Source organism: Brevibacillus dissolubilis, assembly GCF_006170445.1.
Lineage (GTDB): Bacteria > Bacillota > Bacilli > Brevibacillales > Brevibacillaceae > Brevibacillus_B > Brevibacillus_B dissolubilis.
In genome coordinates this window covers 1-24,420 of sequence record NZ_VCNA01000009.1, presented here as the reverse complement: position 1 = coordinate 24,420, position 24,420 = coordinate 1, and the positions used below count along the sequence as shown (strand labels likewise).

The window sequence follows — 24,420 nt, the reverse complement described above, 5'->3', positions numbered from 1 at the left end:
TATTCCTATGCGAAAACAAGGACTTGCCCTGTGTCTGATCGCAAGCCTCCTGCTGACAATGACGGCCTGCGCCAAAACGACCGACACAGCCAAGCCATCCCATGATCCCAACCAGCCACATGTCACCCAGCCAGATGCAGGCACGGGTTCGGGTGCAACCACCCCACCTGCAACTGGCGAAGGGACTCCATCTGATAACCCAACCGCACCAAATAACGCGACTAATCCAACATCACCAACTCCAGCCGAAGGGAACACCCCCTCATCCCCTGTGGATAACCCCGACCAATTGATCCGGCAGACCGTCACCAACTACGAAAAAGCACTGGTCAACGCGATCAACCAAGGTGATTTTTCACTGGTGGAGCCACTCCTAGTCCCCGACAGCAGCCTGTACAAATCCCAGCAAAACCTCGTACAGACCCTCTCCCAAAAAGGGACGATCGAGAAGCTGATCGGTCTGACTATCCAACGAATTGAAAAGGCAAAAAGCCCCAGCACCTACCGCGTCTATGTAACCGAAATCATCAGCATCCAAAAGGCCAACGCACAGCCGCAATCAAAAGAATTCGCCTGGATCTACACCGTGAAGATGGCAAACGGACGAGCAGCCCTGTCCGAGATCGCCGTATGGGAAACAAACCAGCCAACAACCCCGAACAAAGAGCAGCAATCCCAAGCGTACACGTTGGATCATGCCATCCAAACGGTGGCCGATCTCTACTACCGAGGCTCGACACAGGATCTGCGCGGCTATGAGGTAGCGAAGGAAACCTATGTTGTACAGCTCGGTGTAGACGCTGGCAGCGGCTTGATCTCTACGGTAGAGGCGTTTTTGGTAGAGAAGGGCAAGGTCATTGACCGGCTTGTCAAAGAGGATGGAAGTGTGAATGAATCCTTCTGGCAGCGGGTTGAGCAGATGAAGACGAACAAGAAGTAAACAACTAGAATGAACAAAAATGGTGCAAAAACTGTGCACAAACAGCACGACGAAAAACCCTCTTCGCTTCCTGTTGAAGTCAGAGAGGGTTTTCGCGTATTCAATCAGATCAAGCGTACCTTACCCTTTTACCGCTTAACTATTCAATCGGAGCAACTGGAGCTGCGCTCTCAGCAACGCCTTCAGTCGCTGCTTGTACAGTCGCTGGGGTGAAGTAACCAGCTTGGTCGATGGTGTAACCATACTTCGTTACGGAAGAGTCAGTGACGAGGTTGGATGTGATGGAGCTGCCATCGACGATGACCCAGAACGCACTGAGTGTACCGTTGTAGCTTTGTACAGTAGTACCAGCAGCGTTTTTGACATAGACGTAGTCATAGCCGGACTCGGTCTCAAAACGGCTGTAGTGGAGAGCTACTTTGGTCGCACCAGCTTTGGTGTAGGTGTGTGCTGTACCGTTGTTGTAGTTGTTGGTGTATGGATGCGGGGTATCCAGTGGGTAGGATACATAGGTCCAAGTACCAGTTGGCGCGGTGCCGCCGCCTGCGAAGGTTGCTTTCAGTGCATAGGCTTTGCTTGGGTTGGATGCGCCGCTGTAACCAACGACTTTGATGAAGTAATCGCCGGCAGCAGTCGCATTGTAGCTGATAGATTCAGCAGAAGTACCGCTGTTCCAAGAGCGTGCCACTTGGGTTCCAGCAGAGTTGAAGAGATACAGGTCATAGTCTGCTGGCAGGTTGTTGAGGGTTACAGCGATGGTACCAGCAGAAGCAGACAGCTTGAACCAGTCTTGGTCGGAGCTGGTGCTGATGTTACCGTTGTAGACGGTAGCAGAAGTGATTGGACCATAAGCGGCTGCTTGCGTGTCGTTTGGCTCGTATTCGTCACCTGCAGGGACAGAACCGTCCACACCTACAGCATCCCAAGCAGCCGCAGCAGCTACTGCTTCCGTCGAGCCTGCACCATACAGGTCAACAGCGGATTGAATCACCGCATTGCGGGCATCGAGGAACTGGGAGTTGGTGGTCAGGTAACGGGTAAGGGCACGGTAGTAGACTGCGCCTGCCTCGTCACGGGTTACACCAGCAGAGGTAACGAAGTTATAGAACGCTTTGTTCGGGATACCGGAGTTGGTATGCACGCCACCATTGTCGCCAGTGGTGTAGTTGTAGTCGTCCATATGACCTGGGTCACCGTATGCAGCTGGGTTGGACATGGAGCGAAGTGCATCGCCTGGAGTGGCTGGAGTGTAGATGTCTTCACCAACGAGCCAGAGGTCGTCTGCTTTGTTTTCTACGAGGTTACCGAATACGTCAGAGAAGGACTCATTGAGAGCACCCGGCTGATCTTGGTAGACGAGGTCAGCAGAGGTTTCCGTTACCGCGTGAGTGATTTCATGAGCGATTACGTCGAGGGAGCCGGAGAACGCGATGAATGTGGTGCCGTCCCCGTCGCCGTATACCATCTGTGTACCGTTCCAGAAGGCGTTGTTGTACTTGTTGCCGTAGTGGACGGTGGACTTGATGGTCGCGCCGCTGTTGTTATAGGAGTTGCGGCCATGCTTGTTATAGAAGTAGTCGTAGGTCATGCCTGCATAAGCGTGAGCGTCAACACCTGCTGGATCATTCCAGTTGTTGTCAGCATCGCTTAGGAGTGTACCTGGGAGAGTGCTGCCGTTGTTGGCGGTGTAGGTTTCGATTTTGCCGCCGGTGGAGAACATTGGCTTGGTTACATCGCGGAGGTAGAAACCGCCAGTGTAAGAGTCGGTGTTCAGAGACTTCGTATCGCCGAGGACACCTTTACCAGAACCAACTGCCGCAGCATGAAGGATCTTGTTGATTTGATGCACGACAGTACCATCGATCGCATCGACGAACACATCGTAGTAGACAGGCTCACTGCTGTCGAGGGTGGAGATGCTGGTGCGGTAGACGAGCTTGTGATCTTGTTTTGGAGCAGCGAAGATGATCAGCTCAGCCTTTTCGATATCAAAATTGGCAGCAGAAGCGACACCGAGTGCTTCTTTTGCGGTTTGGATTGCTTCATCAGCAGAGATTTTCGCTTTGGTTGGGATATTTTTTTCTTTGATTTCTGGGTCATAGTAACCCGTGATGACATTCGCGTCACCGTTTTTGTCGGAGGTAAGGATGAGTTCATTGCCAAACACAGGGATGCCTTTGTAGACTTGTTGGAACTTGAACTGGCTGCCGAGTTTGTCTGCTTCTTGCTTCTTGAGCACCAGCTCTTCTTGGACAGAAGCCAGATCGAACAGGTCGCGGTTCTCGTCGAGGACAGCGAGTGCGTCTTCGGCCTTCTTCAATTTTTTGTTGGAGACTTTACCGGAGACGAAGTTCGGAACGGCTTTCTTATCGTTCCATGTGATTTTTTCTTTACCTTTTGAATCTTTCGAAATCTTTTCCAGCACCAGCATTTGCTTTTCTTTCTTGTCGATCTGTTTGTCTTTGCCGTTCGCTGGGCCGGCAAGTACAGGAGTGGCTGCCATGGCGAGTACCATGGTAGGGACTACAGCGTAAGTGGTCCATTTTTTCATTGTCAAAAGTCACCCTTTCCATTTTTTGAGGATTAATACTAAGTTTACTACAAAAATAATAACATTTGTGCAATTTGTAAATAAAAATTTAAAATTATTAATAAAAAAATTTTTGTTGATAATCTTTGCTCTGATTGAAATCTTGGGGCTTCATGGAGTATTTTCGTGTGTAAGAAATGATCAATAGTATGTCACATTCGTGTTTAGCGAGATATTGAGGCGAAACCATGTGAAAAACCAGGTCATAACACCTAAAAGCGAACGTTCCAAACTCTACATATTGACAAGTAGTATATCGGCATATTATGATAACAACTGTTTGGTGAACAAAAGTTTATAACAATAAAAAATCATTCGTATATCCTCGAAAATAAGGTTGAGGGTCTCTACAAGGAACCGTAAATTCCTGACTACGAATAGGGCATGATTGTACCTATTTGGCAGTCAGGATTTTCTTTTGATAGATGCACTCTTATACATTATGGATGGGGGAATTCAACATGAACAAATATGATGTAATCGTAGTAGGAGCAGGTCCGGCCGGGATTTTTACCAGCTATGAGCTGATGCTGAAAAACCCAAGCCTCAAGGTTCTGCTTGTTGATAAAGGGCACGACATCTACTCTCGCAGATGCCCGATCTTAGAGGAAAAAATCAAGCTCTGTCCACCACCGGCAGGGAAAAAAGACTTCGCAGGCTGTCTGCCATCCTGTTCGATCACGGGCGGTTTTGGTGGTGCAGGTGCATACAGTGACGGTAAATTCAACATTACAACAGAGTTCGGCGGCTGGATGACCGACTATCTGAGCGGTTCACAGGTGCTCGATCTGATCAAATATGTAGACAGCATCAACCTCGAACACGGCGCGACGGAGTCGATCACCGACCCGACGACCGAGACGATCAAGGATATCGAGCAAAAAGCGTACGCAGCAGGTCTTAAGCTGCTCCGCGCACAAGTCCGCCACTTGGGAACCGAGCAGAATCTCGAAATCCTCAAGTCCATCTATGAAACACTCAAGACACGAATCGACATGATGTTCAAAACCGAAGTGGAAGACATCATCACGACCAAGACAGAGAATGGTCACAAGGTAGAGGGCATCACGCTCAAAAACGGTGAATCCTATCACGCTGACTATGTCGTGATCGGCCCAGGCCGCGACGGCTCCGCATGGCTGACGGATGTGCTGAAGAAGCGCCGCATCAAAATGTACAACAACCAAGTTGACATCGGTGTGCGCGTCGAGACCTCTGACATCGTGATGCGCGAGATCAACGAGCATCTGTACGAAGGCAAGTTCATCTTCAACACCTCTGTCGGCACACGTGTCCGTACGTTCTGCTCCAATCCGTCCGGCCACGTCGTCGTCGAGAACCACAGTGGGATCATGTGCGCCAACGGTCATGCGTATAAAGACCCGGCACTTGGCTCCACCAACACTAACTTTGCGCTCTTGGTCTCCCACAAATTCACTGAGCCGTTCGACAAACCAAACGAATACGCTCGTGAAATCTGTGAACGTGCCAACGATCTCTCCAACGGCGGTGTGATCGTGCAAAAATACGGCGACATCCTGCGTGGCCGCCGCTCTACCGAGACCCGGATTAAGGAAGGCTTCTTGGAGCCGACCTTGAAGGAAGCGGTACCAGGCGACCTCGGGCTTGTCCTGCCATACGTCACGATGAAAAGCCTGATCGAGATGGTAGAAGCATTGGAAAAGGTAACGCCGGGGATCGCGTCCGAGCATACGCTTTTCTATGGGGTCGAGGCGAAGTTCTATTCTGCGCGTCCGAAGCTTACGGAAGAGTTTGAGACGGAGATTGCCGGGCTGTACTGTGGCGGCGATGGAGCGGGGATTACCCGTGGTCTGGCACAGGCTGGTGCTGCTGGCGTGTGGATCGCACGAAATATTGTGAAGAAGTTCTAGTAGAATGAAATAGACGAAGACCTCATCCGGTGTGTAGTAGGGTACACATCAGGTGAGGTCTTTTTTTCGCAGGGTTGTTCGTTTACAGGATCACTTCATCTTTGAGAGTCCGCCGTGTACGATTTTCACCTGAACATCGACAGATGCGAGCGATTTTTCTGTGATGGGCAAGGTATGATCCTTGGATAGCTTTTTCCACGTGTGCGGTTGTCTCTTATAAAATAGATGTCCCAACTGCAACACATCTGCATCATGCTTTAACCCCGTCTGAAACGTTTTTATCACTTCTTCCTTGATCTTCTTGGCAGTGAGGGTCTCCATTTCTGAAAGGGGAATCAGGCTGGCACGCTCTGTTACATAACCCGAAACATTGATCTTTACATCAAAAACCGGGGTTCCGTTTTTAAGCGTAGGGGTGATTTTTGCTTTCGGTCTTTCCAGCACGACCAAAGCAATAGGCAATTTCCCTTTTTTTAGCGGGATCGCGCTTCTTGTCGTGTTACGTTCCAGCCATCGCAGGCCTGGTAATTGTTCTCGTGGGATACATCCCTTGAGTTTTTTATTTTGTAAGATGCAGACACCGTCCAACTCCAATTCAGGCAAAGGCTTTTTGTTTTCGGCCCAGTGTTTGTCGGTAAGGGATAAGTACGGAAGTAAAACAGCACGGTTTTTATCGTTGATCATGGAGACAAACCGGTACAGCTGTATGGGGCGAAGGATCGCGTTTTGCCTGTACATGTCTTGGGGATCGGTTAATCGGGAATAGAGTACGGAAATATTCAAGATAGGTTTGGCGTCAAAAATATCCTCAATACGCTCCTTTGTGGCAAAGGCCCATACCGTATAGCGCAGTTCATAGTAGCGGTCAAACTCATCCAGCACTTCATGGACGATGCCGTTCTTAATCGCTCTCTCCGTAAAAACCACGCTCTTGACCTGACTCCAGGCAAGTCGCTGGGTTGCGGATGGGTACAAGTTAAAGATGGCCGAATCAAAGGAATCCCCGACTCCTTTTCCCACAGAGATAACCTGGGGCTGCCGCTGACCGCCTGCCTCTGCTTTTGCAATATTGGTGAAGCTAAGGATTTGCAAGTAGGTAACCACTTTGTTATCGACGTAATCTACACCAATCGAGTTGATATAGATGAGATGCTCAATCTCTCTCATATTCCAGCATCCGCTAAGAATCAGGGACATACATATGATTAGCGGATAGAACGCGTGCGGGTGCCTGCGAATCACTTCTTTTTTCCCTCCTTTGCAAAAGTCGGATTCAATGAATCAGGTTTCTCATAATTGGATCTCCACGGAATCCGAAAGATCGTCTTATATATATCAGAGCGGATAAATGGGGAGATCGGAGTAAAATAATACACCCCAAACGAACGGACATTTGTGAAATAGACCAGGACACCCATAATGCACATCATGAATCCGAACAACCCGAGGAATGAGCAGATCAACATGGTGACAATACGCAGGAGGACGACAGCCGATACCAGGTTTTGATTGACCAAAGTAAATGTGGACATCACGGAAATCGCGATGATCACAAGGATTCCGGGGGCTGTTAAACCTGCTGAAATAGCGGCTTCTCCAACAATCAATCCACCAACAACGGAGATAGTCTGCCCTACCGCAGATGGTAACCGTAACCCGGCTTCACGGAAAAGCTCAAACAAAAACAGCATCAGAAAAGCCTCTAGACTGGCTGGAAGTGGGACTCCCTGTCTGGACATGACCAGAGTAGCGATCAAGGTATAGGGGAGCTGGTCCTGATGAAACGTAATTAACGAGACCCAAAAACCTGGTAAAAACAGGGCAAGTACGACACCTATGATCCGAAGAAGCCGGGTAAAGGCCACAAACAGGAAAGGGTTCTCGGCATCCTCGGGCGTATTCAGAAGAAAGGTGAAATCAACTGGTGCAATGATCGCAGTAGGAGAACCATTAAGCAAAATGACAAATTTTCCATGTAAAAGGGCATTGACGACGAAATCAGGCCTTCCGGTGTATTCAAAGATCGGGAGGAGTTGGAATCTTTTATTTGTGAGCAATTCCTCTAGTTGGGTCATACTGACGATTCCTTCGATTTTGATGGATGCAAGCTTATGCCGAATGCTGGAGAGCAAATCTTGACTCATCTGGTTCTCCACATAGAGTAGCCCGGCAACGGTATGGTATTGAGTCCCCAGAATAAACTGCTCGTAATGCAGCTGTGGTGTTTTCAGACGTTTCCGTACCAAGGCGACGTTTACGATAAGCTCCTCTGTAAAGCCGTCCCTTGGGCCTCGAATTGAGGTATCTGTGCTGGTTTCCTCTGGATTACGCTTAGGGGGATCGGATGATTCGGCCCAGTAAAGACACGAGAGTTGCTCAAAAAACAACAACAGATTGCCACTGAAGACCCGGTCGACGATTTCATTGGCGTCAAGGTCATCGTTGAGAGGATACATGGGAAGGGGCCTGTTTTGGTCAAGGTCGGAAGCATTTTGGATGGAATGTTGATGGAACAAATGATTTAACCGGGGAAAGATGTCCTTGTTGATATGCATGACATCGCTTAAACCTTCACAATAGATGAGCACGACCCGCTGGGGAGTAGCTGCATCACCCATGGTAAATTCCTTGATCTTTACGTCAGAACAGCCATAGAACAGCTCTTGGAGGCTTTCGACGGTGAGGCTCTCAAGTTGGGGAGGAACCTGTGTCAATGGGGCAGCAGAGTCATGTTTGTCCATGCGCATAGGCTATGTACCTCCATCAGTTGATTTTCTTGCCGACAAGAGAACGAGAAGAAGAATCAGAACAAAAAGGGATACGCCCAACAACCCGGGCAACAAAAATGAAACCAACGCCCGATAAAAGTCAATATCAGAAATGGGTAACAGATTCAACAGAAAAACAAGGAGATAGAGGCCGGTCAGCACCGATATCCGCTTTTTTCCTGCCGGAAGGTCTAACGCTTCGACCACCAGATAGAGCATGAGAGAAACCCGGATAAACGCACCGCTAAACCACTGAAAGATACTCAAGAAATCGAGGTGCTCGACAAACACGCCCAATGAGGCCAACCGCCATTCTTCGTAGGCGGGATAACGGAGTTTGGCTGCGAGGTCAGGACCGAATTCGGCGATGGCACCGACCAAAGGGCCAAGTGTTAAAAAAATAAGGCAGATCCCCAGAAACAGCAGGCTGGTAAATGTCATTTTTTTCTTAAGTTTAGAGGTGAGCAGCAAGAGAAGGATGATCTCGCTAAATCCAGCACCGCAGTAAATTATCCCCTGTATTGCAAGTTGGTATCCATCTTCCATAATCGGAAGCAAGGCCGAATAATCCTTATGCTTGAAATTCGCTGACATCACGAAGAAACCTAAGACAACCACAACAGGAAGCAAGACGCCAGATGTCATCGCAATGGAGCGAATCCCCATCACCGAGTTCATATAACAGACGAATAAAAAAAACGAGGTCGTGATAAAGACGGGTGTTGCTGGAGAAAAAGAAATACTAACCCAAGTGACTGTATCTTTAACGGTAATGTAACATAGTACAGAAGCGTATAAGACAAGCAAGATCGTGACGAAGTAGGTAATCGCAGGGGGATATTTTTGTTTCAGCCATTCGATCAGTGGTTTTTGTCCCAACCGGTTGTAGAGATAGTAAATAGCCACAAGACCAATCAGATAGATGACCCCAGCAGCGAGCACGGAAAGCCAAGAATCTCTCCTCGCTACATCCAAAAGGACCGGGATGATGATGACATGGTTGGTCAAACCATTGGACAGAAGGATTACGAACATCAGTTGGAAGTAAGAAATACGAGAAACCATGATCGTCCTCCCAGAGTTATGTATACGTGATAATTTGTACCATGTTCAGTGAAAATAATCATAAAAACCATATAGATTCCTTTGGTTATGAATAGGATCGAGGCTATGAAAGGAAAAAAGTGGTTGACAACATCATAGACTGATGATAACTTTATACAAAATTCATGGGTGAGCGAACACTACATGGATGTAAGTCCAGAAAGGCTACGACCAAGAAAGGAGAGTGTATGTCATGAGAAAGTCCCCAATTCGTATCGGCTTGGATCAATTGGCATGGAACCAGCCTAACCAAAACATAGAGCGCCAGCTTCGGACACGAGAATCCATCCAACGCGGCGAACGAATCGGCCAGCGTGATCATCATTTAGACAACATCGCGCTGAATCGTCATAAGAATGATGAAAACAGACTTTTCAAGACGTACCTCCAACTTCATAACCGTAGCTTTTTGGAAAAGCCGGGCATTGTCTCACGGCAGTGGTTGTAGTCCTATCAATACCTGTACAATCCTGCTAAGACTTGGACAGTTCTGCTGACACTGCGTACCCAGTACCGCATCCTTCACGTTCAATTCGTTGACGCGGGAGCAGATGACGTGTCCAACCTACTCTTACCCGGTATCCCTGTATCCACACCACGGCGCGATCGAACGGACAGAATGATTCCGTCGCCCGCCAATCACACCATATGTGAACCAAAAGGCTACTTGTCATGGACGGTAGCTTTTTCTTATCCCTCCCATTCTGCTGTAAAGGCACCAATGGCCCTAAGGCCGCAGCAGATCCAGCATCTAACATCGATCCCGCTACCCGTACATTTAGATTCACCGGTAGCAAGGAAGCATGTGAGACGACGCTATTCGGGAGGTAAGAAAAAGCTGCGCCGAATGACCGGTAGCCTTTTTTACTCTAACTACATCTCGTTCATCAAAAGGTGAACAGAACGACCACCCCACAAATCCACCACAGAAAGGAAGAGAACCTGCCTTGCTTTACAGGTGACGACTATGAAAAAGAAAAATCATCTGACCCTCATCCATCACGGAGAATTTCAGAACACGACGAACAGACGCATGACGTTGGAAGACGTGTACGCCCGCATGCTTCATTTTATGCAGCAAGATCCCCGGGCCGCGTATGAACTCTGCATCGGAACAGACAGCCAAGTGCACCGGTGGTATACCACCTTCATCACCGGGCTGGTGCTTAGGCGGATGGGCAAAGGAGCATGGGCATGCTACCGTAAAGTGGTCGTGCCCCGCCGTTTTGACTCGATAGCAGAGAAGCTATCCACCGAAACAGCCTACAGTGAAGAGATCGCGATGCATTTCGTCGACATCAGGCTGCATGAGATGGAAGACATCGTGCTGCCGTATGTGTATCAGGGGGCTTCCTTGGAGGCATTCGTCCATATCGATGCGGGTGATGATATCGTCCGCAATAAGACTGCCCCGTACGTGATGGAGATGGTACGCAGGGTAGAATCGATGGGGATGACAGCGAAAATCAAGCCAGAGTCCACTATAGCTTCCAGTTACGCCAATAAATTTACCAAGAAACGAGAGAGCAAATATGGATACTAACCGACAAGTCAAATACCACGGAAACAACCACCGTGAAGTGCAGCTGCCACACGGCTCCGTCCACGTCTTTGCCAACGATGCCGTATTCGAAACATTCGAACAAAAAGTATATGACATGGCCGACAACAACCTGCGGATTCCCCGGCATGTGTACATGAGCTACACCCCTGACGCGCACATCGGTGTGGGAACCTGTATCGGAACCACGGCTGTCTGGAATATGCGCGATGGCTTCGTCTCACCCAGCATTGTGGGGGTGGATATCGGGTGCGGGATGCGTGTACACTTGACCCCCCTGCACAAACGTGATCTCCAAGACAAACAAGTCCGCCGCCAGCTGATCGATGCGATCGAGAAGTATGTCCCATCCAACGAGCGCAAAAACTCCAACTACGCGGATATCGATATCATGGATGTCGTGCAGCACGGCCTGCACGGTCTGCCAGCCTCATACGTACCGGATGAGCGGTGGCTGACACATGTGGAGGAGTCTACATTCCGATACGATCACAGCTTTCTGGAGCATCTGCCGGGAAAAATCAAGAAAAACGCCCACGGACAGCTGGGGACGCTCGGGAGCGGGAACCACTTTTGCGAGATCCAGTATGTAGAGATCGACGAGTCCAACCGTGAGCTGGCAGCCAAGTGGGGGATGTTCGACGGTCAGGTGATCGTGATGATCCACTCTGGTTCCCGTGCATGGGGGGCGATGCTTGGACGTGAATACACCAAAACCCTGCGCGAAGCGATGCACAGCTGGGGCGTCACCAATCCAGACCCGAACCTGATCTATGCACCGATCAATTCGACAGAAGGCCAGCGTTATCTGCACTTGATGTACTCCGCGCTCAACTTCGCCGTCTCCAACCGTCATATGATCGCATTCGGGGTGCGGGAAGCATTCCGCGATGTGTTTGGCAGTGAATGCGAGGTGCCGGTGCTCTATGACCTGATGCATAACTACGCGCTCAAGGAATTCCACCGGGAGCAGCCGATGCTGGTACACCGCAAAGGAGCGACTCGTGCTCTTCCGGCCGGTCACTATCTCAACACCGCCGCTTACAAAGAAACGGGTCACCCCGCTCTCATCCCAGGCTCGATGGGCACGTCCTCCTACATTATGCTCGGCTCCGAACACGGTCTGAAAAATTTCTACTCCATCTGCCATGGAGCCGGACGTATCCGCTCCCGCCGTGCCACTCGGGAAGCCGTCAAGGTGGATGAGTTCGAACAATCGCTCAAAGTCGGCACAGAGGATGAGATCCTCGTCAACCACCGTACGCTGGAGCGAATCCTTGACGAATGTCCGCAAGCCTACAAGGACGTCGACCAGATCATCGACAGCATCGTCGGTGCCAAGCTCGCATCTGTCGTCGCCAAGTGTAAACCAATGGCCGTGGTCAAAGGAATCTAGCATCAACGGACAGAGCCGACACGCAGAAAAAACCTCTCTTGTTTCCGATTCGGAGAAGAGAGGTTTTGATCTTTTCCTATTTATATAGAAGAAAGACGAAATCGAAGGAGGACTTGGGACTTTTTTCTGTTGTTCAATCCTACCAATACTTGTTATTATATGTAATACATTATTATAAATAATGTGTATAATGTACATAATTTTGTAATTCATACATTACTAAATTGTTACAGTTCTTGTATAATTGCAGTAAAAGATAGGCAAATGTCGGCTTTTGTAGTTACATTTCCGGCTTATCCCAAAATTTGAAGGAGTGAAAATCATGCAACAACAACAAACGAGTCTTGTACTCCATCCGTTGGAGCCGTTGACCGCTGAGGAGATTCAGCAGGCAGTGGCTATCCTGCGTGAAAAACAACAACTCAGCGAAAAGGCCCGTTTCGTCGCGGTTACCCTGCACGAGCCACCTAAGAGTACGGTTTTTTCCTTCAAAAAAGGTGATCCAATTCATCGTGAAGCTTTTGTAGTCGTTCTTGACAATGCCGAAGAAACCACCTATGAAGCAGTCGTATCACTGACTGACCAGAAAGTGAAATCTTGGACTCCACGTCCAGGCATACAGCCGTCTGTTATGCTCGATGAATTCTTGGAGTGTGAAGAGATCGTTAAAGCCAGCCAGGAATACCTCGACGCACTGAAACGCCGTGGCATCGACAATACGGACATGGTGATGGTTGAGCCTTGGTCTGCGGGTCATTTCGGAGTTCCGGAAGAGGAAGGAAGACGGATTCTTCGGACCATGTCTTGGTTAAAAATGTTTTCTGACGACAATGGGTACGCTCATCCGCTTGAGGGGATCGTTACTTATGTAGATATGAATAAAAAAGAAGTCATCAAAGTAGAGGATTACGGCGTACTGCCAATCCCGCCAACTGATGGCAACTATACCACCAAATATGTGCCTGTCCGTGAAGATTTGAAGCCGTTGGAAGTCGTACAGGCTGATGGTCCGAGCTTCACCATCGAGGGACATGAGATCAAATGGCAAAAATGGAGCATCCGCTTCGGCTTTAACTATCGCGAAGGTCTGGTACTCCATCAGGTAACCTATGACGATCAAGGCAAAGAGCGCCCGATTCTCTATCGTGCATCCCTGTCTGAGATGGTTGTACCGTATGCGGACCCAAGCCCTGTACACAGCCGCCAAAACGCTTTTGACGTAGGTGAATACGGCATTGGGATGCTTGCTAACTCACTGCGTCTGGGCTGCGACTGCCTGGGTGAAATCCGTTATTTCGACGCGTATCTCAACAACTCCAAAGGGGAAGTCGTCGAGATTCCGAATGCGATCTGCCTTCACGAAGAAGATTACGGAATTCTCTGGAAGCATACGGACTGGCGCAATGAAAGCGTAGATGTCCGCCGTTCCCGCCGTCTGGTGTTGTCCTCGATTTCTACGGTCGGCAACTATGAGTACGGCTTCTTCTGGTACTTCTATCAAGACGGCAACATCGAATTCCAAGTCAAATTGACAGGTCTTCTGTTCACCTCTGCCGTCGCACCGGGTGAGAAAAACAAATACGGTTCTCTGCTGGCTCCACAGCTGCTCGGCTTCAACCACCAGCACTTCTTTAACATGCGGATGGACTTCAACCTGGACGGTCCAAACAACACAGTCTACCAGATCCACACCGAAGCAGAGCCGATGGGACCAGAAAATCCATTCGGCAACGCCTTCTATACCGTAACCAAGCCGCTTCGCAATGAGCTAGAAGCGGTAGGTGACCTTGATCTGCACAACCAAAAATACTGGAAGTTCGTCAACCCGAACGTGAAAAACCACGTGGGCGAACCAGTGGGCTACCGTCTTGTGCCGGGTGAGAACTGCTTCCCATTCGCTCATGAAGAATCCAGCCTGATGAAACGTGCAGGCTTCATCAAGCACCACATGTGGGTAACTCCTTTTGATGAAAAAGAACGCTACGCTGCTGGTGATTATCCAAACCAACACGCTGGTGGCGACGGTCTGCCAAAATGGGTACAACAAGACCGCAACATCGAAAATACCGACCTCGTCGTCTGGTACACCATGGGTCATCACCACATCCCACGTCCAGAAGACTGGCCGGTCATGCCAGCTGCCTACATCGGCTTCATGCTCAAGCCATCCGGTTTCTTCGAGAAAAACCCAGGTCTAGACGTACCGCCGAACCCGCAAAAATGCAACAGCATGGTGAAAAAGGGCAATGCCGTAGGGAGTTCCCACAGCTGCCATTAATTCATGAATACCGAGCAATCGTTATAGAACTGCGGAAAAGCCCCTTTTACTCGTGTTACAGACGGGTAAGAGGGGCTTTTTGTTGCAGATTATTATGTTTTTTTGAATTTGATTTGCCTTTATCTACAGCTGGTGGGAGAGACGGGGGCTGGCAGGCAGCGAGCCTCTTTTGCTCCCTGCTCAGCTTCGAAAAAGCCAAACGTGCCCCTACCTCTTAGTATCTGCTCAGGGGCAAACCCCTCCGTTCGAATAGGCTTCTTCGAACCCTTTTTGACCCGAACAGCACGTTTGGCTTTTTCGCAGCGGACAGTATATTCTCCCCCTTGCAGGGCGCAAAGAAGGCGAGCAGACTGCCAGCCCCCGTCTCTCCCCAACACGAAATAAAGGAAAATAATTCTCCCCGATTTTCCTGAATTTCTAATTGCTTTTGCTGTCAAAAAGATGGATAATAAATATAGAACGTTTGTTCGTATATATGATCGCTACATGGTCGAACATCATGATCGGCTATCACATAAGGCTATCTCTATTTATATCGGTACAGGTTGGGAGGAAGAGTAGATGAATTTGATCCGTCATGTGATTTTGCACAATTTTGCTGCGTATGGCATCCGTGAGCGAAATGGCAGACCGCTTGAAGAGATTACGACACCTGAGTTAATTGAAGAATGGGGCTATTTTGAGCGGCAGCAGCAGTGGACCGTGTCCGTTTCCTAGGTTGTAAGAAATACGAACACACGAACAGCTAAGAGGGAGGTTCTATATGTACCCTATGTCATCATTGCTTCCGCAGATGGATAAGATTAAGACGGAGAGAAAGGTTCGGGAAGCGCTGGATCTGGCGCGGGATTTTATCCGTATGGGTTTTCATCCAGATCTGGAGACGAGTACGGTGGTGAATTACTCGGCGACTCCCCGTTCGGTGACCAATAAGTTTTTTAGTACCACTGAATCCACAGCAGTGCAGAACGTGGATATCGAACAGAGACGTCGGGAGCATGTGAGAGGTGTGCTGGTTGCTGTGGAGCGGCTGGGCAAAAAAGAACGGGACATCATCATGATGCGCTGGTTTGACGATGATGACCGTACCGACATTGAGACCTATACCGAACTGTGCTTGGCGCACGCGACATACTATCGGATTCGTTCGCGGGCGTTTTATAAGCTGGCCGTTTCATTAAAACTGGAAGTGTATACCAATGGGAGAGCGGAGTAAGATCTGCTCTCTCTTTTTATTACCTGCCAAGGGAAGGGAGGGTGAGAGGAAAATGATACGGTTTTGATACGATGATGAGTCGGGGGTGAGACACATTTTCCGAAAAAGGGTGGTAAGATAATACGGTAGGAAATTACGAACATGTGTTTGGTTTGCGCGCCACAAACTTAGTTACGCCAAAGACAGGATTTCTATATCGAATTAATGGCGAAAGCCAAAGGAACGTATTTTGCTAAAAATAGGCCGTGTGCTTTGGAACAGTTAGCCAAATATCCGGGACTTGGAGGGAATGAACTGTGCATCTCAATTCAGAACAGCACGGCAGAGCCGGGGAAAAAAGAAATGGTTATCATACATGTGCCGACCAAGCGCACACACAAACTGTCCGTAGCCCGTGTAAACGAACTGGTAGAGAAGACCGTCGAACTCGATCTTGTGAAGCAAGCGGTCAAATTAGGGGATACCGCGTTGGTGATCGAGGAGAACGTACCTTTTACAGGGAGAACCTCCGGAACACCGGCAACACTCATCAGCCATCATTTTACTATGATGTTCTCTGTCATCAGTGGGGCTGATATCGATAGCTAAAAAACCTGCCATATGAATCTCCAATACCCCGCCGCTCGCCGCTGCGGGTTTTCTTATGCTCATTGAGACCAGCCTGATGGTGCGGGAAGGAATTGAGTTTTCCTGCCCTGCTTTTTCGGGCCAACGCTATCCGGAGCGGCAGTACCTATGGCGAGTCGACCGAGAAGGTTTTCACCACTGTCACCATCGAGATATACAACAAAGAGCAGTTCGCGTCCAGTGTCACAAAAGAAAATCTGACGCTCATCAAACAAATCGGTCGAATGCACAAGGTAATCGATGCAGGGGAAGAGAAAAACCTTTCCGACATCGCTTCCAAGCAACTCACCGAATTGTCGAAAATTCCGTGGACACGCTCTGTGACTGTGGTGCATAACGATCCTAAAGCGGGCAATACCAGATGAATCTGTTATGGAAGAAGGGAGGGGATAGCCGTGCAACAAGCGCTGCAGCTGATTTTTGCCAGATCCAGGAGGCGCTTGAGGCACACAGTGAAATCGAACAGGCCGATGTGCAGGACGTACGCTTTGAACAAAACAGGGTCACACACACGCTGTCCGTACTCGGGATGCGTGGCGAGACCAGAATGGAAGTGGATGTATGGAAAAGATGAACAAGCCGCAAATGCCGATTTTGCGGGAAACACCGGATCAAGTCTACCAACGGATGGCCAATCGTGCCAAAGCGTTGTATGAAGCGCGCGGAGAGACTCCTCCGGCGACAGCAGAAGGCGAGTTTTTCTATGATTTGTGGTATCCATTCGCCGAGGAGATCAGCGAGAACCAGCAGCTGCTTGAATATGCCTTTTTGCAAGGCTTTCTGGTCCGAGCTGAGGGGGAGTATCTGGATGCCCATGGAAATCGGGATGGCCTGACGCGTAAAGAGGGAGAAGACGACGAAACCTACCGCGAACGTATCTTGAAGCGTACCCGCACCGAAGAAGGCAATGGCCGTCGTGCGGATTACGAGGTCTGGGCGCGTATGGTGCCGGGTGTCGGCAATGCGGTCGCAATCGAAAAAGAGCGCAATGATCTGTCTATCGACTTGTACCTGACCGATCCAGACGGCCAGCCAGTCTCAGAGGAGGTGGCCGAAGAGGTACGCAAGGTGCTGTGGATCAGCCGCCGAATCGTAGGACATGATCTCGCTTGCCATCCGGCTCCGGTCTATCCGTTGAAGGTGGCGGTCAAGCTTACCTTCAGTGATGCCGGCAAACGTGACTCCGCTATTCAATTGATTGCCAAACGCATACGAGACTACATCAAAGGGCGCTCACTGATCGTGTACCAACAGATCGGGGCGCTCTTCTTCGTTGACGGTGTGACTGATTTTCACGAGTATGTGCTCAATGGTGGAACCGACAATGTCAACGTACCGGAAAAAGTAGTGGCAACGCTTGATCTGGAAGTATCCCCATGATCCCGCTTCGATATCGGGAGCAGCTGCCGCCGTATTGGTATGAAAACCAAGTGGCGATCAAGCACGTTACGGTGTCGGGCGATGAGACAGAATACCAGAAGGCCATGATTTGAGAATTGGGGGAGCAGTTTCTGCTCCCTTCCCCTGCATGTGGGCTGGATATCTGGGACTGGATTTACTTTGGCGACATCGAGAATAGCAGCATCGAACAGCGGCGGGAGAATATCCGCTTACCAATACATTTTATTCGAAACAGGAGGTGTAGGGATTGACAGTAACAGTGATACAACCCTTGTTAATGGAGCGGCTGTTACTCGACCTGAGCGGACATATCCGTCACGCGCAGGTGAAGGTGAACGGCCAGCAGTATATCTACCCGATCCACAAAACCGTCATTACCGAGAACCAAGTGACCAGCTACGTCTATCTCAATGATGTCGAGGCACAAGGTCAGGTAGAGAACGTCAGTCTCTTAGACTCTGACGGCTCGGTGCTGGCGATCAAACCAACCACGATTACAAAAGGAGACAGCGGTCTGCTCGTCGCTTTTGTTTTTACATTGAAAATGGAGGTGAGCGCGTAGATGAGTTATCAACGGACCGATTGGATCGTCAACTGGGTAGCCGTAGGTAACGATGATAAATGGAATTTCAACACCAAAAAAGCAAGCAGACGAGCCTTTTGTACCCAGGCCGTTCTGCTTGCTTTTTTTGTTTTCATACGACTATCCTAAAATCTGCTGAAACAGCCAAAACCCACCCAATACGACAATGACGGTTGAGGCGATGCTTACCCCGCGTCTGTATTGGGCAAATCCCTGCAGGCGGGACAGAATCGGAAGGATGATAGCAATCAGGGTCAGCTGAATCACCTCGATCCCGAGGTTAAAGCTGAGCAGCGATGTGATCATATGGCTCTTCGGAATCGTCATCTCCTGCAAAATCCCGGCAAAGCCCATCCCATGGATCAAACCGAAGAAGAAGGTGAGCGTCCAGCGGTGGTTCACTTTATCACGGATAATATTCTCGATGGCGACCCAGCAGATGCTAATCGGGATGGCGAGTTCGATGAATCTTTCCGGTACGTTGATATAGCCAAGCACGGCCAGTGTCAGTGTGATACTGTGTGCAATGGTAAACGAGGTGATGATCGACAGATATTGACGGAAGCTCTGCTTGCACAGGATCAGGGCAAACAGGAACAGCAGGTGGTCATAACCGAACAGGATATGCTCCATCCCGAGGGTAAAGAATGCCCACCAGGTAGAAGGAGTCTCATGCGACCCGGCCGTTTCCGCAGTTTCTCCGGTTGCCGTCCCAGCGGCAGAAGCATCTGTGCTTGCGGCGACCCATTTCGGATTGATGACGCTTTCCCATACTCGGTTGGAATCTTTCAGAATAGCTTCTGAGAAGTCTTGTCCAGCGCGGATGGAGACCATGTTGACGTAGTTGGACTTTTGGTTTGAGGTGTAGAAATCATCTTGGAGCTTGATGGCGATATCGGGTTTCACGTCCAAATAAAGCAGCTTGACGGTGATGAATGGCTTACCTTTTTTCTCGGACTTCTCTACGGCTTGTACCATCGGGGATTGCATCTCATCAGCGAGGAAGAGGGACAGGTTGGTGATGACCAGATCACCGATTTGTGTGGTGGCGGCCATCCGTTCGTTGTCGTCGATCAGGTTGTCTTTGTTCAGATCCACATCAGGCAGAAGCTCGATGACAGACAGATCGTCAATGGAAAACGACAGATCTACACCAGACGGCGAGATGGATATGTCACTGAAGCTTGTACTCAATGGATGTGCCAAGGCCGCTTGCGGGGTGAGGAGCACGAAGCAGAGAAGAAGCGATAAGAGCCAAGAGAGTGGGCGTTGCATAGGCGAACCTCCTTACATTTGTTTTTTTATCATTTATTCCAAATGTTCTTACATGTTATTAATTATATATCGGTTTACTATATTTTGGCTAATAGAAAATGGTCGAATTTTGCAGTACAATACAAAAGAGCAAGCACCATTTGCCGTGGTGTTGCTCTTTTTCTTGTCAGTGAATCTGTGTTTATTGCTTCAGGGTGTGCCTTGTGCCTGCTCGAAGCGCTGTTCGACATATGACCAGTTGACGACGTTCCACCAAGCATCGATATAGGCTTGACGGTTATTGCGGTAGCTCAGATAGTAGGCATGCTCCCAGACGTCGAGCACGAGCAGGGGGACATTCTCCCATTGGCTGTGGTTCTGGTGCTTCTCGGCCTGCAGGATCTCCAATCGTCTGGCTGGAGTCGACCAGACCAAAAGAGCCCAGCCGCCGCCTTCTACGGTCTCCGCTGCTTTGGAGAAGTGACGCTTGAATGCGTCGAAGGAGCCGAAATCGTTGTTGATCTGCGTGAGCAGCGGGCCTTGGGAGAGACGGCCTCCACCAGGACTCATGATGTTCCAAAAGAGGGTATGCAGGTAGTGGCCCGCACCGTGGAAGGCTGCTTCGCGCTCCCAGTGCTTAATTAAGTCGAACTCATTGGTTGAACGGGCGAGCGCCATCATCTGCTCGGCTTTGTTCAGTCCGTCTACATAGCTTTTGTGGTGTCTGTCATGGTGCAGCCGCATCGTCTCTGAATCGATATAGGGTTCCAGCGCGTCATACGAATAGGGCAGAGGAGGCAGCTTATGCTCGCCTGTGGGTACCGGTTCCTCTGGGGTCGGATGGTTCTCTTCTGAACCGAGTCGAAGCCATCCACTGGCCGGTTCATAGCGGGAATCCTGCACCAGACGCAGAAACTGATGAAAATTCGTCTGTACGTCCTCCGCCTGTGCCGTCAGGTGGCGGATCTCCGGCTCAGCCACGCTCTTGCCGCCATCCTTGGTCAGCCCATGCGCCGCCCTGCGTCCAATCTCGGTAAAGGCGGCCTCGAATTTGACCAAATGCTTTTTGTGGGCAGACATCTCCGGGTTGTTGCGCAAATACTGCACCCATTGGCGTCCCCACTCACTCCAGTCCATCAGATGTTGCAACGGCTGGTTCATCCTACTCCTCCTCTTTCGTATCTTCTTCTATATCGATATGAAACAGGAGCCTAATGGGTGTATGTCACGTCCGGTACACGGCCGAAAACCGATTGCATATCGTAATCAGAAGAAATGCTTCTGTCATTTCGCCCCCTAAAAAAGGAGATATTCATGATGAGTCCAAAAAAAATGATCGGGATTATTGATTCAGGTGTCGGCGGTCTGACTGTCGCACGGGAAGTGATGCGACAGCTGCCGCAGGAGAGGATCGTCTACTTCGGCGACAATGCCCGTTGCCCCTACGGCCCGCGCAGCTCCGAAGAAATCCGTACCTTCACCAACCAAATGATCCGCTACGTTTTTCAATACGATCTGAAAGCACTCGTCATCGCCTGCAACACCGCTGCTGCTGTCGTGCTCAATGAAGTGCGCCAATCCACCCAACTGCCTGTCTTGGGCGTGATCGAGCCGGGCGCACGTGCCGCTATCTCTGCTTCACGCACAGGTCGGATCGGCATTATCGGCACCAATATGACCGTACAGAGCGGCGCCTACGAAAAAGCCCTGCGCCGCATCAATCCCAACCTGTACGTCGTCAGCCTCGCCTGTCCACCCTTCGTCCCACTGGTAGAGAACCGCATGCTTCATACCGAAGAAGCGAGACAGATAGTATACGAGACATTGGCCCCGCTCAAATACGAAGAGATCGACACACTGATCCTCGGCTGTACGCATTATCCTCTGCTTGCCCCGTTGATCCAAGAGGTGTTCGGCGATGAGGTCACCCTGATCAGCTCAGCCGAAGAGACCGCGCGCGAGCTGTCCACGCTTCTGTCGATTCAGGATATCCATGCCGCCGATCACGGCTGTCTGCTGTTGCCTGAGCATCTGTTCTACACCAGCGGCGATGCTGAGATGTTCAAAGCAACCGGGGAAGAGTGGCTCGGGGTAGAGATCAAGGTGGAGAAACGGGATTTGGAAGGGATTTTTCTATAGATTCGGAACGGATTGATGGAAAACAAAGACGCTCCATGAAGCCTTGGGACATGAGGAAGGGCTTTGTGGGGCGTTTTTGCGCTCTCCTTCGAGCCCTGATGAAATCGTCACAATATAACTGCAATTTGCAGGGACTGCCTCGCATGGGTTTGTGTTATGATTAGCGAAATACCATCCAACATTCCATGTACTCCATTTTTCGGTCATCTTATAGAACCCATCTATATGCACAGGAGGCTCACCCCATGAAATTTTTAAAGATGAAAGAACCAGTCAACACCTGGACCCACTTCGTCCCATTCCTCGCAGGCATCGTCGGTCTCGTCTTCTTGATCCTCGAATCGTACCAGAATCCGTCCAAGCTGATCACCATGACGATCTTCGGTGCGAGCGTCATCATCCTGTACGGGGCGAGCACCATCTATCACTGGATTCGCACCACCCCGGAAAAAGAGCTCGTCCTGCGAAAAATCGACCATATGGCTATCTTCCTTTTGATCGCGGGAACCTACACGCCTGTACTGTACTACGGACTGGAAGGCGCGTGGAGATGGACCATGCTGATCGCAGTCTGGGTCTTATCCTTTATCGGAATTGCCATGAAAATCTGGTTCATGAACCTGCCTCGCTCCGTCTCCACCGTGTTCTATGTGGCACTCGGCTGGATCGCCGTCGTCCCGTTTGCCAAGCTGGTACAGAGCCTGCCGGTGGAAGCGATTGTGCTGATGATTGCAGGGGGTGTTGCCTACACGATCGGCGGCATCATCTATGGAACCAAGAAGCTTAATTTTATCCCCAATAAGTTTGGTTTCCATGAAATATTCCATATCTTCGTCGCGACCGGAACCCTGCTTCATTTTCTGATGATCTTTATCTATGTGATGCCAATCTCATAACCAATCACTCGACCCTGCCTTGTGCTGATCAGCCTGGCAGGGTTTTTGTATGAGGCAGGATCACCTGTAAAAAACAACCATTTGTAAAAAGACGGAATGCTGAGAAAGATGTAGGTGGAGGTGCATTGAACATGCAAGGAACCATCAACAGAAACAACATGCTTGGAGCAGATGAAGCAACTCTTGCCGCAGCCCATGAAGCCATTCTGATCAGCCGACCCGACATTTCTAATCTGGCCAATTGCGTCGAAGAAGTCAGACGAGCCACCCTCAACAGCAGCATCACGGAGCCTGCTGACCCGACCGATTTTCACCAATTGCGCGGCAGACTCGAAGCGGTACGTGCGAAGTTCCCACCGATCTACCGTGAGTCTGTCGTCAATCCGTTTATCCAGACGCTTGATCAGCTCGGGCCAGACGGGTTTCGGGACGTATTGGTAAGCGATCCGCACAGAGAGGGGGCAGCCGCTCTGATGTTTGACATCGCGCAGGCGATCCTGCAGAACGGAGAAGGCTATCAGGAGAGAGCCACCGATGCCTTCCAAGAGGTGATCAGCGACTTGTACGACGGCTTCTTGAGTGCAGAGGACCGTCGCGGTGTGAAGCCGCCGGATCACAGCATCATCCCCGCGCTGGGCAAATGGGGACGTCCCGAGTTCGGCCCGTATACATGGCCGATTGACGCTACCTCTGTTTTTGGTCTGGAAGCAGCCATTGTGAATCTTCCACCAGTCAATGCTACTCAGGGTCTCTTAGCGTGGTCGGCGATTCCGCATGAGGTGACCGGACATGATATCCTGCACGCCGATGAGGGATTGCTAGAAGAGCTCTCCGCCAAAGTCAGAAGCGCACTGTTGGAGCAGAATGCGGGCAATGATCTGGCTGAGTATTGGGCCACCCGGATTGATGAAACGGCTTCTGATATTTTAGGAATTCTTAACTTGGGTCCGGCGGCAGCAGTCGGTTTGATCGGATATTTCCGTGGGCTGAACGCGGCTTATGCCGCCAAACCAGCGCTGCGCAACAGCGGACCTGCATCTGACCCGCATCCAGCCGACATCCTGCGGGGATATATGGGAGCCTATGCAGTCGGCATGCTTCGATTCAGTCAGGCGCGTGAATGGAAGCGACTGCTTGAACAAGAGGTTGACAAGGATCTCACCACCATCCGCTTGAATGGTGTCGCGGTCAATACAGACGAAGCCAAGCGTTCCGCCAAGATTGTCGCTACCACGATCATGAAGGGCAAGCTCGCGAGCCTCGAGTACCATAGTCTTGATGAGATTCAGAACTGGAGAAACAAAGACGAGCGGATCGTCGCTCTGTTGCGTCCACTCTTGACCACGGCAGGCACACTGCCCGCCCCGCAACGCTCTGGAATCTATGCCGCTCACGTAGTCGCTGCCGCCGTGACGGAAGCGGTCTCGAAGAATGCCGAGATCGACGTCATTTTTGACCGGATGATTACCCTGCTCAAGACGATGCATGACGGCAATCCTTCCTGGGGCCCTTTGTATGTCCAGCATCCGGGCAATCTGGATCGTCACCTGCTGTATCACAGAGCCGAAGAAGAGCCGCCTGTCTATCAGGTGTAAGACAGCCAACCATAACGCGAAAAAAACTCGTCAAAAAGACCGCTATGGATGTTGTGGTCAAGACCCTATTTTGTAGACAGTAAGAAAAACCCCGGCCGTTAGGCCGCAAGCTGACGCCTGTATTCTATAGGGGTCAGCTTGTTTAATTTGATTTGCAGACGCTCTTCATTGTAAAAACGG

The 24,420-nt window shown here is 50.1% G+C and carries 23 protein-coding genes and 1 riboswitch; of the genes, 17 read left to right on the top strand and 6 right to left on the bottom strand.

What is annotated here, in order from left to right:
- Positions 1–7 precede the first annotated feature (7 nt).
- Positions 8–940 carry a TcaA NTF2-like domain-containing protein gene (locus FGI41_RS16915; RefSeq protein WP_139491529.1) on the top strand — a complete coding sequence of 311 codons (933 nt, stop codon included), beginning with the start codon at positions 8–10 and terminating at the stop codon, positions 938–940.
- A gap of 139 nt (positions 941–1,079) precedes the next feature.
- Here FGI41_RS16915 and FGI41_RS16910 read toward each other — a convergent pair whose 3' ends face one another.
- Positions 1,080–3,491: a M4 family metallopeptidase gene (locus tag FGI41_RS16910; RefSeq protein ID WP_139491528.1), complete on the bottom strand. Its 2,412-nt coding sequence runs from the start codon at positions 3,489–3,491 to the stop codon at positions 1,080–1,082.
- A 334-nt stretch (positions 3,492–3,825) separates the two neighbouring features.
- Positions 3,826–3,924: riboswitch (purine riboswitch) on the top strand.
- 67 nt (positions 3,925–3,991) lie between these two features.
- Between FGI41_RS16910 and FGI41_RS16905 the strand changes: the two genes are divergently transcribed.
- Positions 3,992–5,422 (top strand): NAD(P)/FAD-dependent oxidoreductase, encoded by a 1,431-nt coding sequence (locus tag FGI41_RS16905; RefSeq protein WP_139491527.1) that lies wholly within the window; start codon positions 3,992–3,994, stop codon positions 5,420–5,422.
- 90 nt (positions 5,423–5,512) lie between these two features.
- Here FGI41_RS16905 and FGI41_RS16900 read toward each other — a convergent pair whose 3' ends face one another.
- From FGI41_RS16900 to FGI41_RS16890, 3 genes are read right to left on the bottom strand one after another with little or no spacing between them, the layout of a single operon-like run.
- The gene (locus tag FGI41_RS16900; RefSeq protein WP_139491736.1) at positions 5,513–6,619 is read right to left on the bottom strand and encodes a Ger(x)C family spore germination protein; all 1,107 of its coding nucleotides are present in this window, start codon (positions 6,617–6,619) and stop codon (positions 5,513–5,515) included.
- Positions 6,620–6,660: 41 nt separating this feature from the next.
- Positions 6,661–8,169, bottom strand: coding sequence for a spore germination protein (locus FGI41_RS16895; RefSeq protein ID WP_139491526.1), 1,509 nt, complete (start codon positions 8,167–8,169; stop codon positions 6,661–6,663).
- Between the two features lie 3 nt (positions 8,170–8,172).
- Complete coding sequence (locus FGI41_RS16890; RefSeq protein WP_139491525.1) at positions 8,173–9,255, bottom strand: endospore germination permease; 1,083 nt, start codon at positions 9,253–9,255, stop codon at positions 8,173–8,175.
- Between the two features lie 232 nt (positions 9,256–9,487).
- Between FGI41_RS16890 and FGI41_RS16885 the strand changes: the two genes are divergently transcribed.
- The 12 genes from FGI41_RS16885 to FGI41_RS25080 all read left to right on the top strand — a co-directional run bounded on the left by FGI41_RS16885 (position 9,488) and on the right by FGI41_RS25080 (position 18,485).
- Positions 9,488–9,742, top strand: a complete 255-nt coding sequence (locus FGI41_RS16885) for a hypothetical protein (RefSeq protein WP_139491524.1) — start codon at positions 9,488–9,490, stop codon at positions 9,740–9,742.
- Positions 9,743–10,261: 519 nt separating this feature from the next.
- Positions 10,262–10,837, top strand: coding sequence for a ribonuclease H-like YkuK family protein (locus FGI41_RS16880; RefSeq protein ID WP_139491523.1), 576 nt, complete (start codon positions 10,262–10,264; stop codon positions 10,835–10,837).
- Positions 10,827–12,251: an RtcB family protein gene (locus FGI41_RS16875; RefSeq protein WP_139491522.1), complete on the top strand. Its 1,425-nt coding sequence runs from the start codon at positions 10,827–10,829 to the stop codon at positions 12,249–12,251. The genes FGI41_RS16880 and FGI41_RS16875 overlap by 11 nt, the downstream gene beginning before the upstream one ends.
- Positions 12,252–12,573: 322 nt before the next feature.
- A complete protein-coding gene (locus tag FGI41_RS16870) occupies positions 12,574–14,529 on the top strand; it encodes a primary-amine oxidase (protein ID WP_139491521.1) in 1,956 nt (651 codons plus the stop codon).
- 561 nt (positions 14,530–15,090) lie between these two features.
- Positions 15,091–15,246, top strand: coding sequence for a hypothetical protein (locus tag FGI41_RS25085; RefSeq protein WP_176560320.1), 156 nt, complete (start codon positions 15,091–15,093; stop codon positions 15,244–15,246).
- A 46-nt stretch (positions 15,247–15,292) separates the two neighbouring features.
- Positions 15,293–15,745: an ArpU family phage packaging/lysis transcriptional regulator gene (locus tag FGI41_RS16865; RefSeq protein WP_139491520.1), complete on the top strand. Its 453-nt coding sequence runs from the start codon at positions 15,293–15,295 to the stop codon at positions 15,743–15,745.
- Positions 15,746–16,087: 342 nt separating this feature from the next.
- Positions 16,088–16,333: a hypothetical protein gene (locus tag FGI41_RS16860; RefSeq protein WP_139491519.1), complete on the top strand. Its 246-nt coding sequence runs from the start codon at positions 16,088–16,090 to the stop codon at positions 16,331–16,333.
- A 92-nt stretch (positions 16,334–16,425) separates the two neighbouring features.
- Entirely contained in the window at positions 16,426–16,737 is a 312-nt protein-coding gene (locus tag FGI41_RS16855; protein ID WP_139491518.1) for a hypothetical protein, read from the top strand.
- Positions 16,734–16,946: a hypothetical protein gene (locus tag FGI41_RS16850; RefSeq protein WP_139491517.1), complete on the top strand. Its 213-nt coding sequence runs from the start codon at positions 16,734–16,736 to the stop codon at positions 16,944–16,946. The genes FGI41_RS16855 and FGI41_RS16850 overlap by 4 nt, the downstream gene beginning before the upstream one ends.
- Entirely contained in the window at positions 16,934–17,752 is an 819-nt protein-coding gene (locus FGI41_RS16845; protein WP_139491516.1) for a baseplate J/gp47 family protein, read from the top strand. The genes FGI41_RS16850 and FGI41_RS16845 overlap by 13 nt, the downstream gene beginning before the upstream one ends.
- A 268-nt stretch (positions 17,753–18,020) precedes the next feature.
- The gene (locus FGI41_RS16840) at positions 18,021–18,335 is read left to right on the top strand and encodes a hypothetical protein (protein ID WP_255298515.1); all 315 of its coding nucleotides are present in this window, start codon (positions 18,021–18,023) and stop codon (positions 18,333–18,335) included.
- A complete protein-coding gene (locus tag FGI41_RS25080) occupies positions 18,336–18,485 on the top strand; it encodes a hypothetical protein (protein WP_176560319.1) in 150 nt (49 codons plus the stop codon).
- On the opposite strand, the gene FGI41_RS16835 is transcribed toward FGI41_RS25080, so the two are convergent.
- Positions 18,477–19,631 carry a HupE/UreJ family protein gene (locus FGI41_RS16835; protein WP_139491515.1) on the bottom strand — a complete coding sequence of 385 codons (1,155 nt, stop codon included), beginning with the start codon at positions 19,629–19,631 and terminating at the stop codon, positions 18,477–18,479. The two genes, FGI41_RS25080 and FGI41_RS16835, sit on opposite strands and share 9 nt — an antisense overlap.
- A 189-nt stretch (positions 19,632–19,820) precedes the next feature.
- Positions 19,821–20,771, bottom strand: a complete 951-nt coding sequence (locus tag FGI41_RS16830; protein ID WP_139491514.1) for a superoxide dismutase — start codon at positions 20,769–20,771, stop codon at positions 19,821–19,823.
- 156 nt (positions 20,772–20,927) lie between these two features.
- Between FGI41_RS16830 and racE the strand changes: the two genes are divergently transcribed.
- The 3 genes from racE (at position 20,928) to FGI41_RS16815 (ending at position 24,240) form a co-directional block, all read left to right on the top strand.
- Positions 20,928–21,749: a glutamate racemase gene (gene racE / locus FGI41_RS16825; RefSeq protein ID WP_139491734.1), complete on the top strand. Its 822-nt coding sequence runs from the start codon at positions 20,928–20,930 to the stop codon at positions 21,747–21,749.
- Positions 21,750–21,994: 245 nt separating this feature from the next.
- Positions 21,995–22,645 carry a PAQR family membrane homeostasis protein TrhA gene (gene trhA, locus FGI41_RS16820; protein WP_255298513.1) on the top strand — a complete coding sequence of 217 codons (651 nt, stop codon included), beginning with the start codon at positions 21,995–21,997 and terminating at the stop codon, positions 22,643–22,645.
- A gap of 131 nt (positions 22,646–22,776) precedes the next feature.
- A complete protein-coding gene (locus FGI41_RS16815) occupies positions 22,777–24,240 on the top strand; it encodes a hypothetical protein (protein WP_255298512.1) in 1,464 nt (487 codons plus the stop codon).
- The last annotated feature ends 180 nt before the right edge of the window (positions 24,241–24,420 follow it).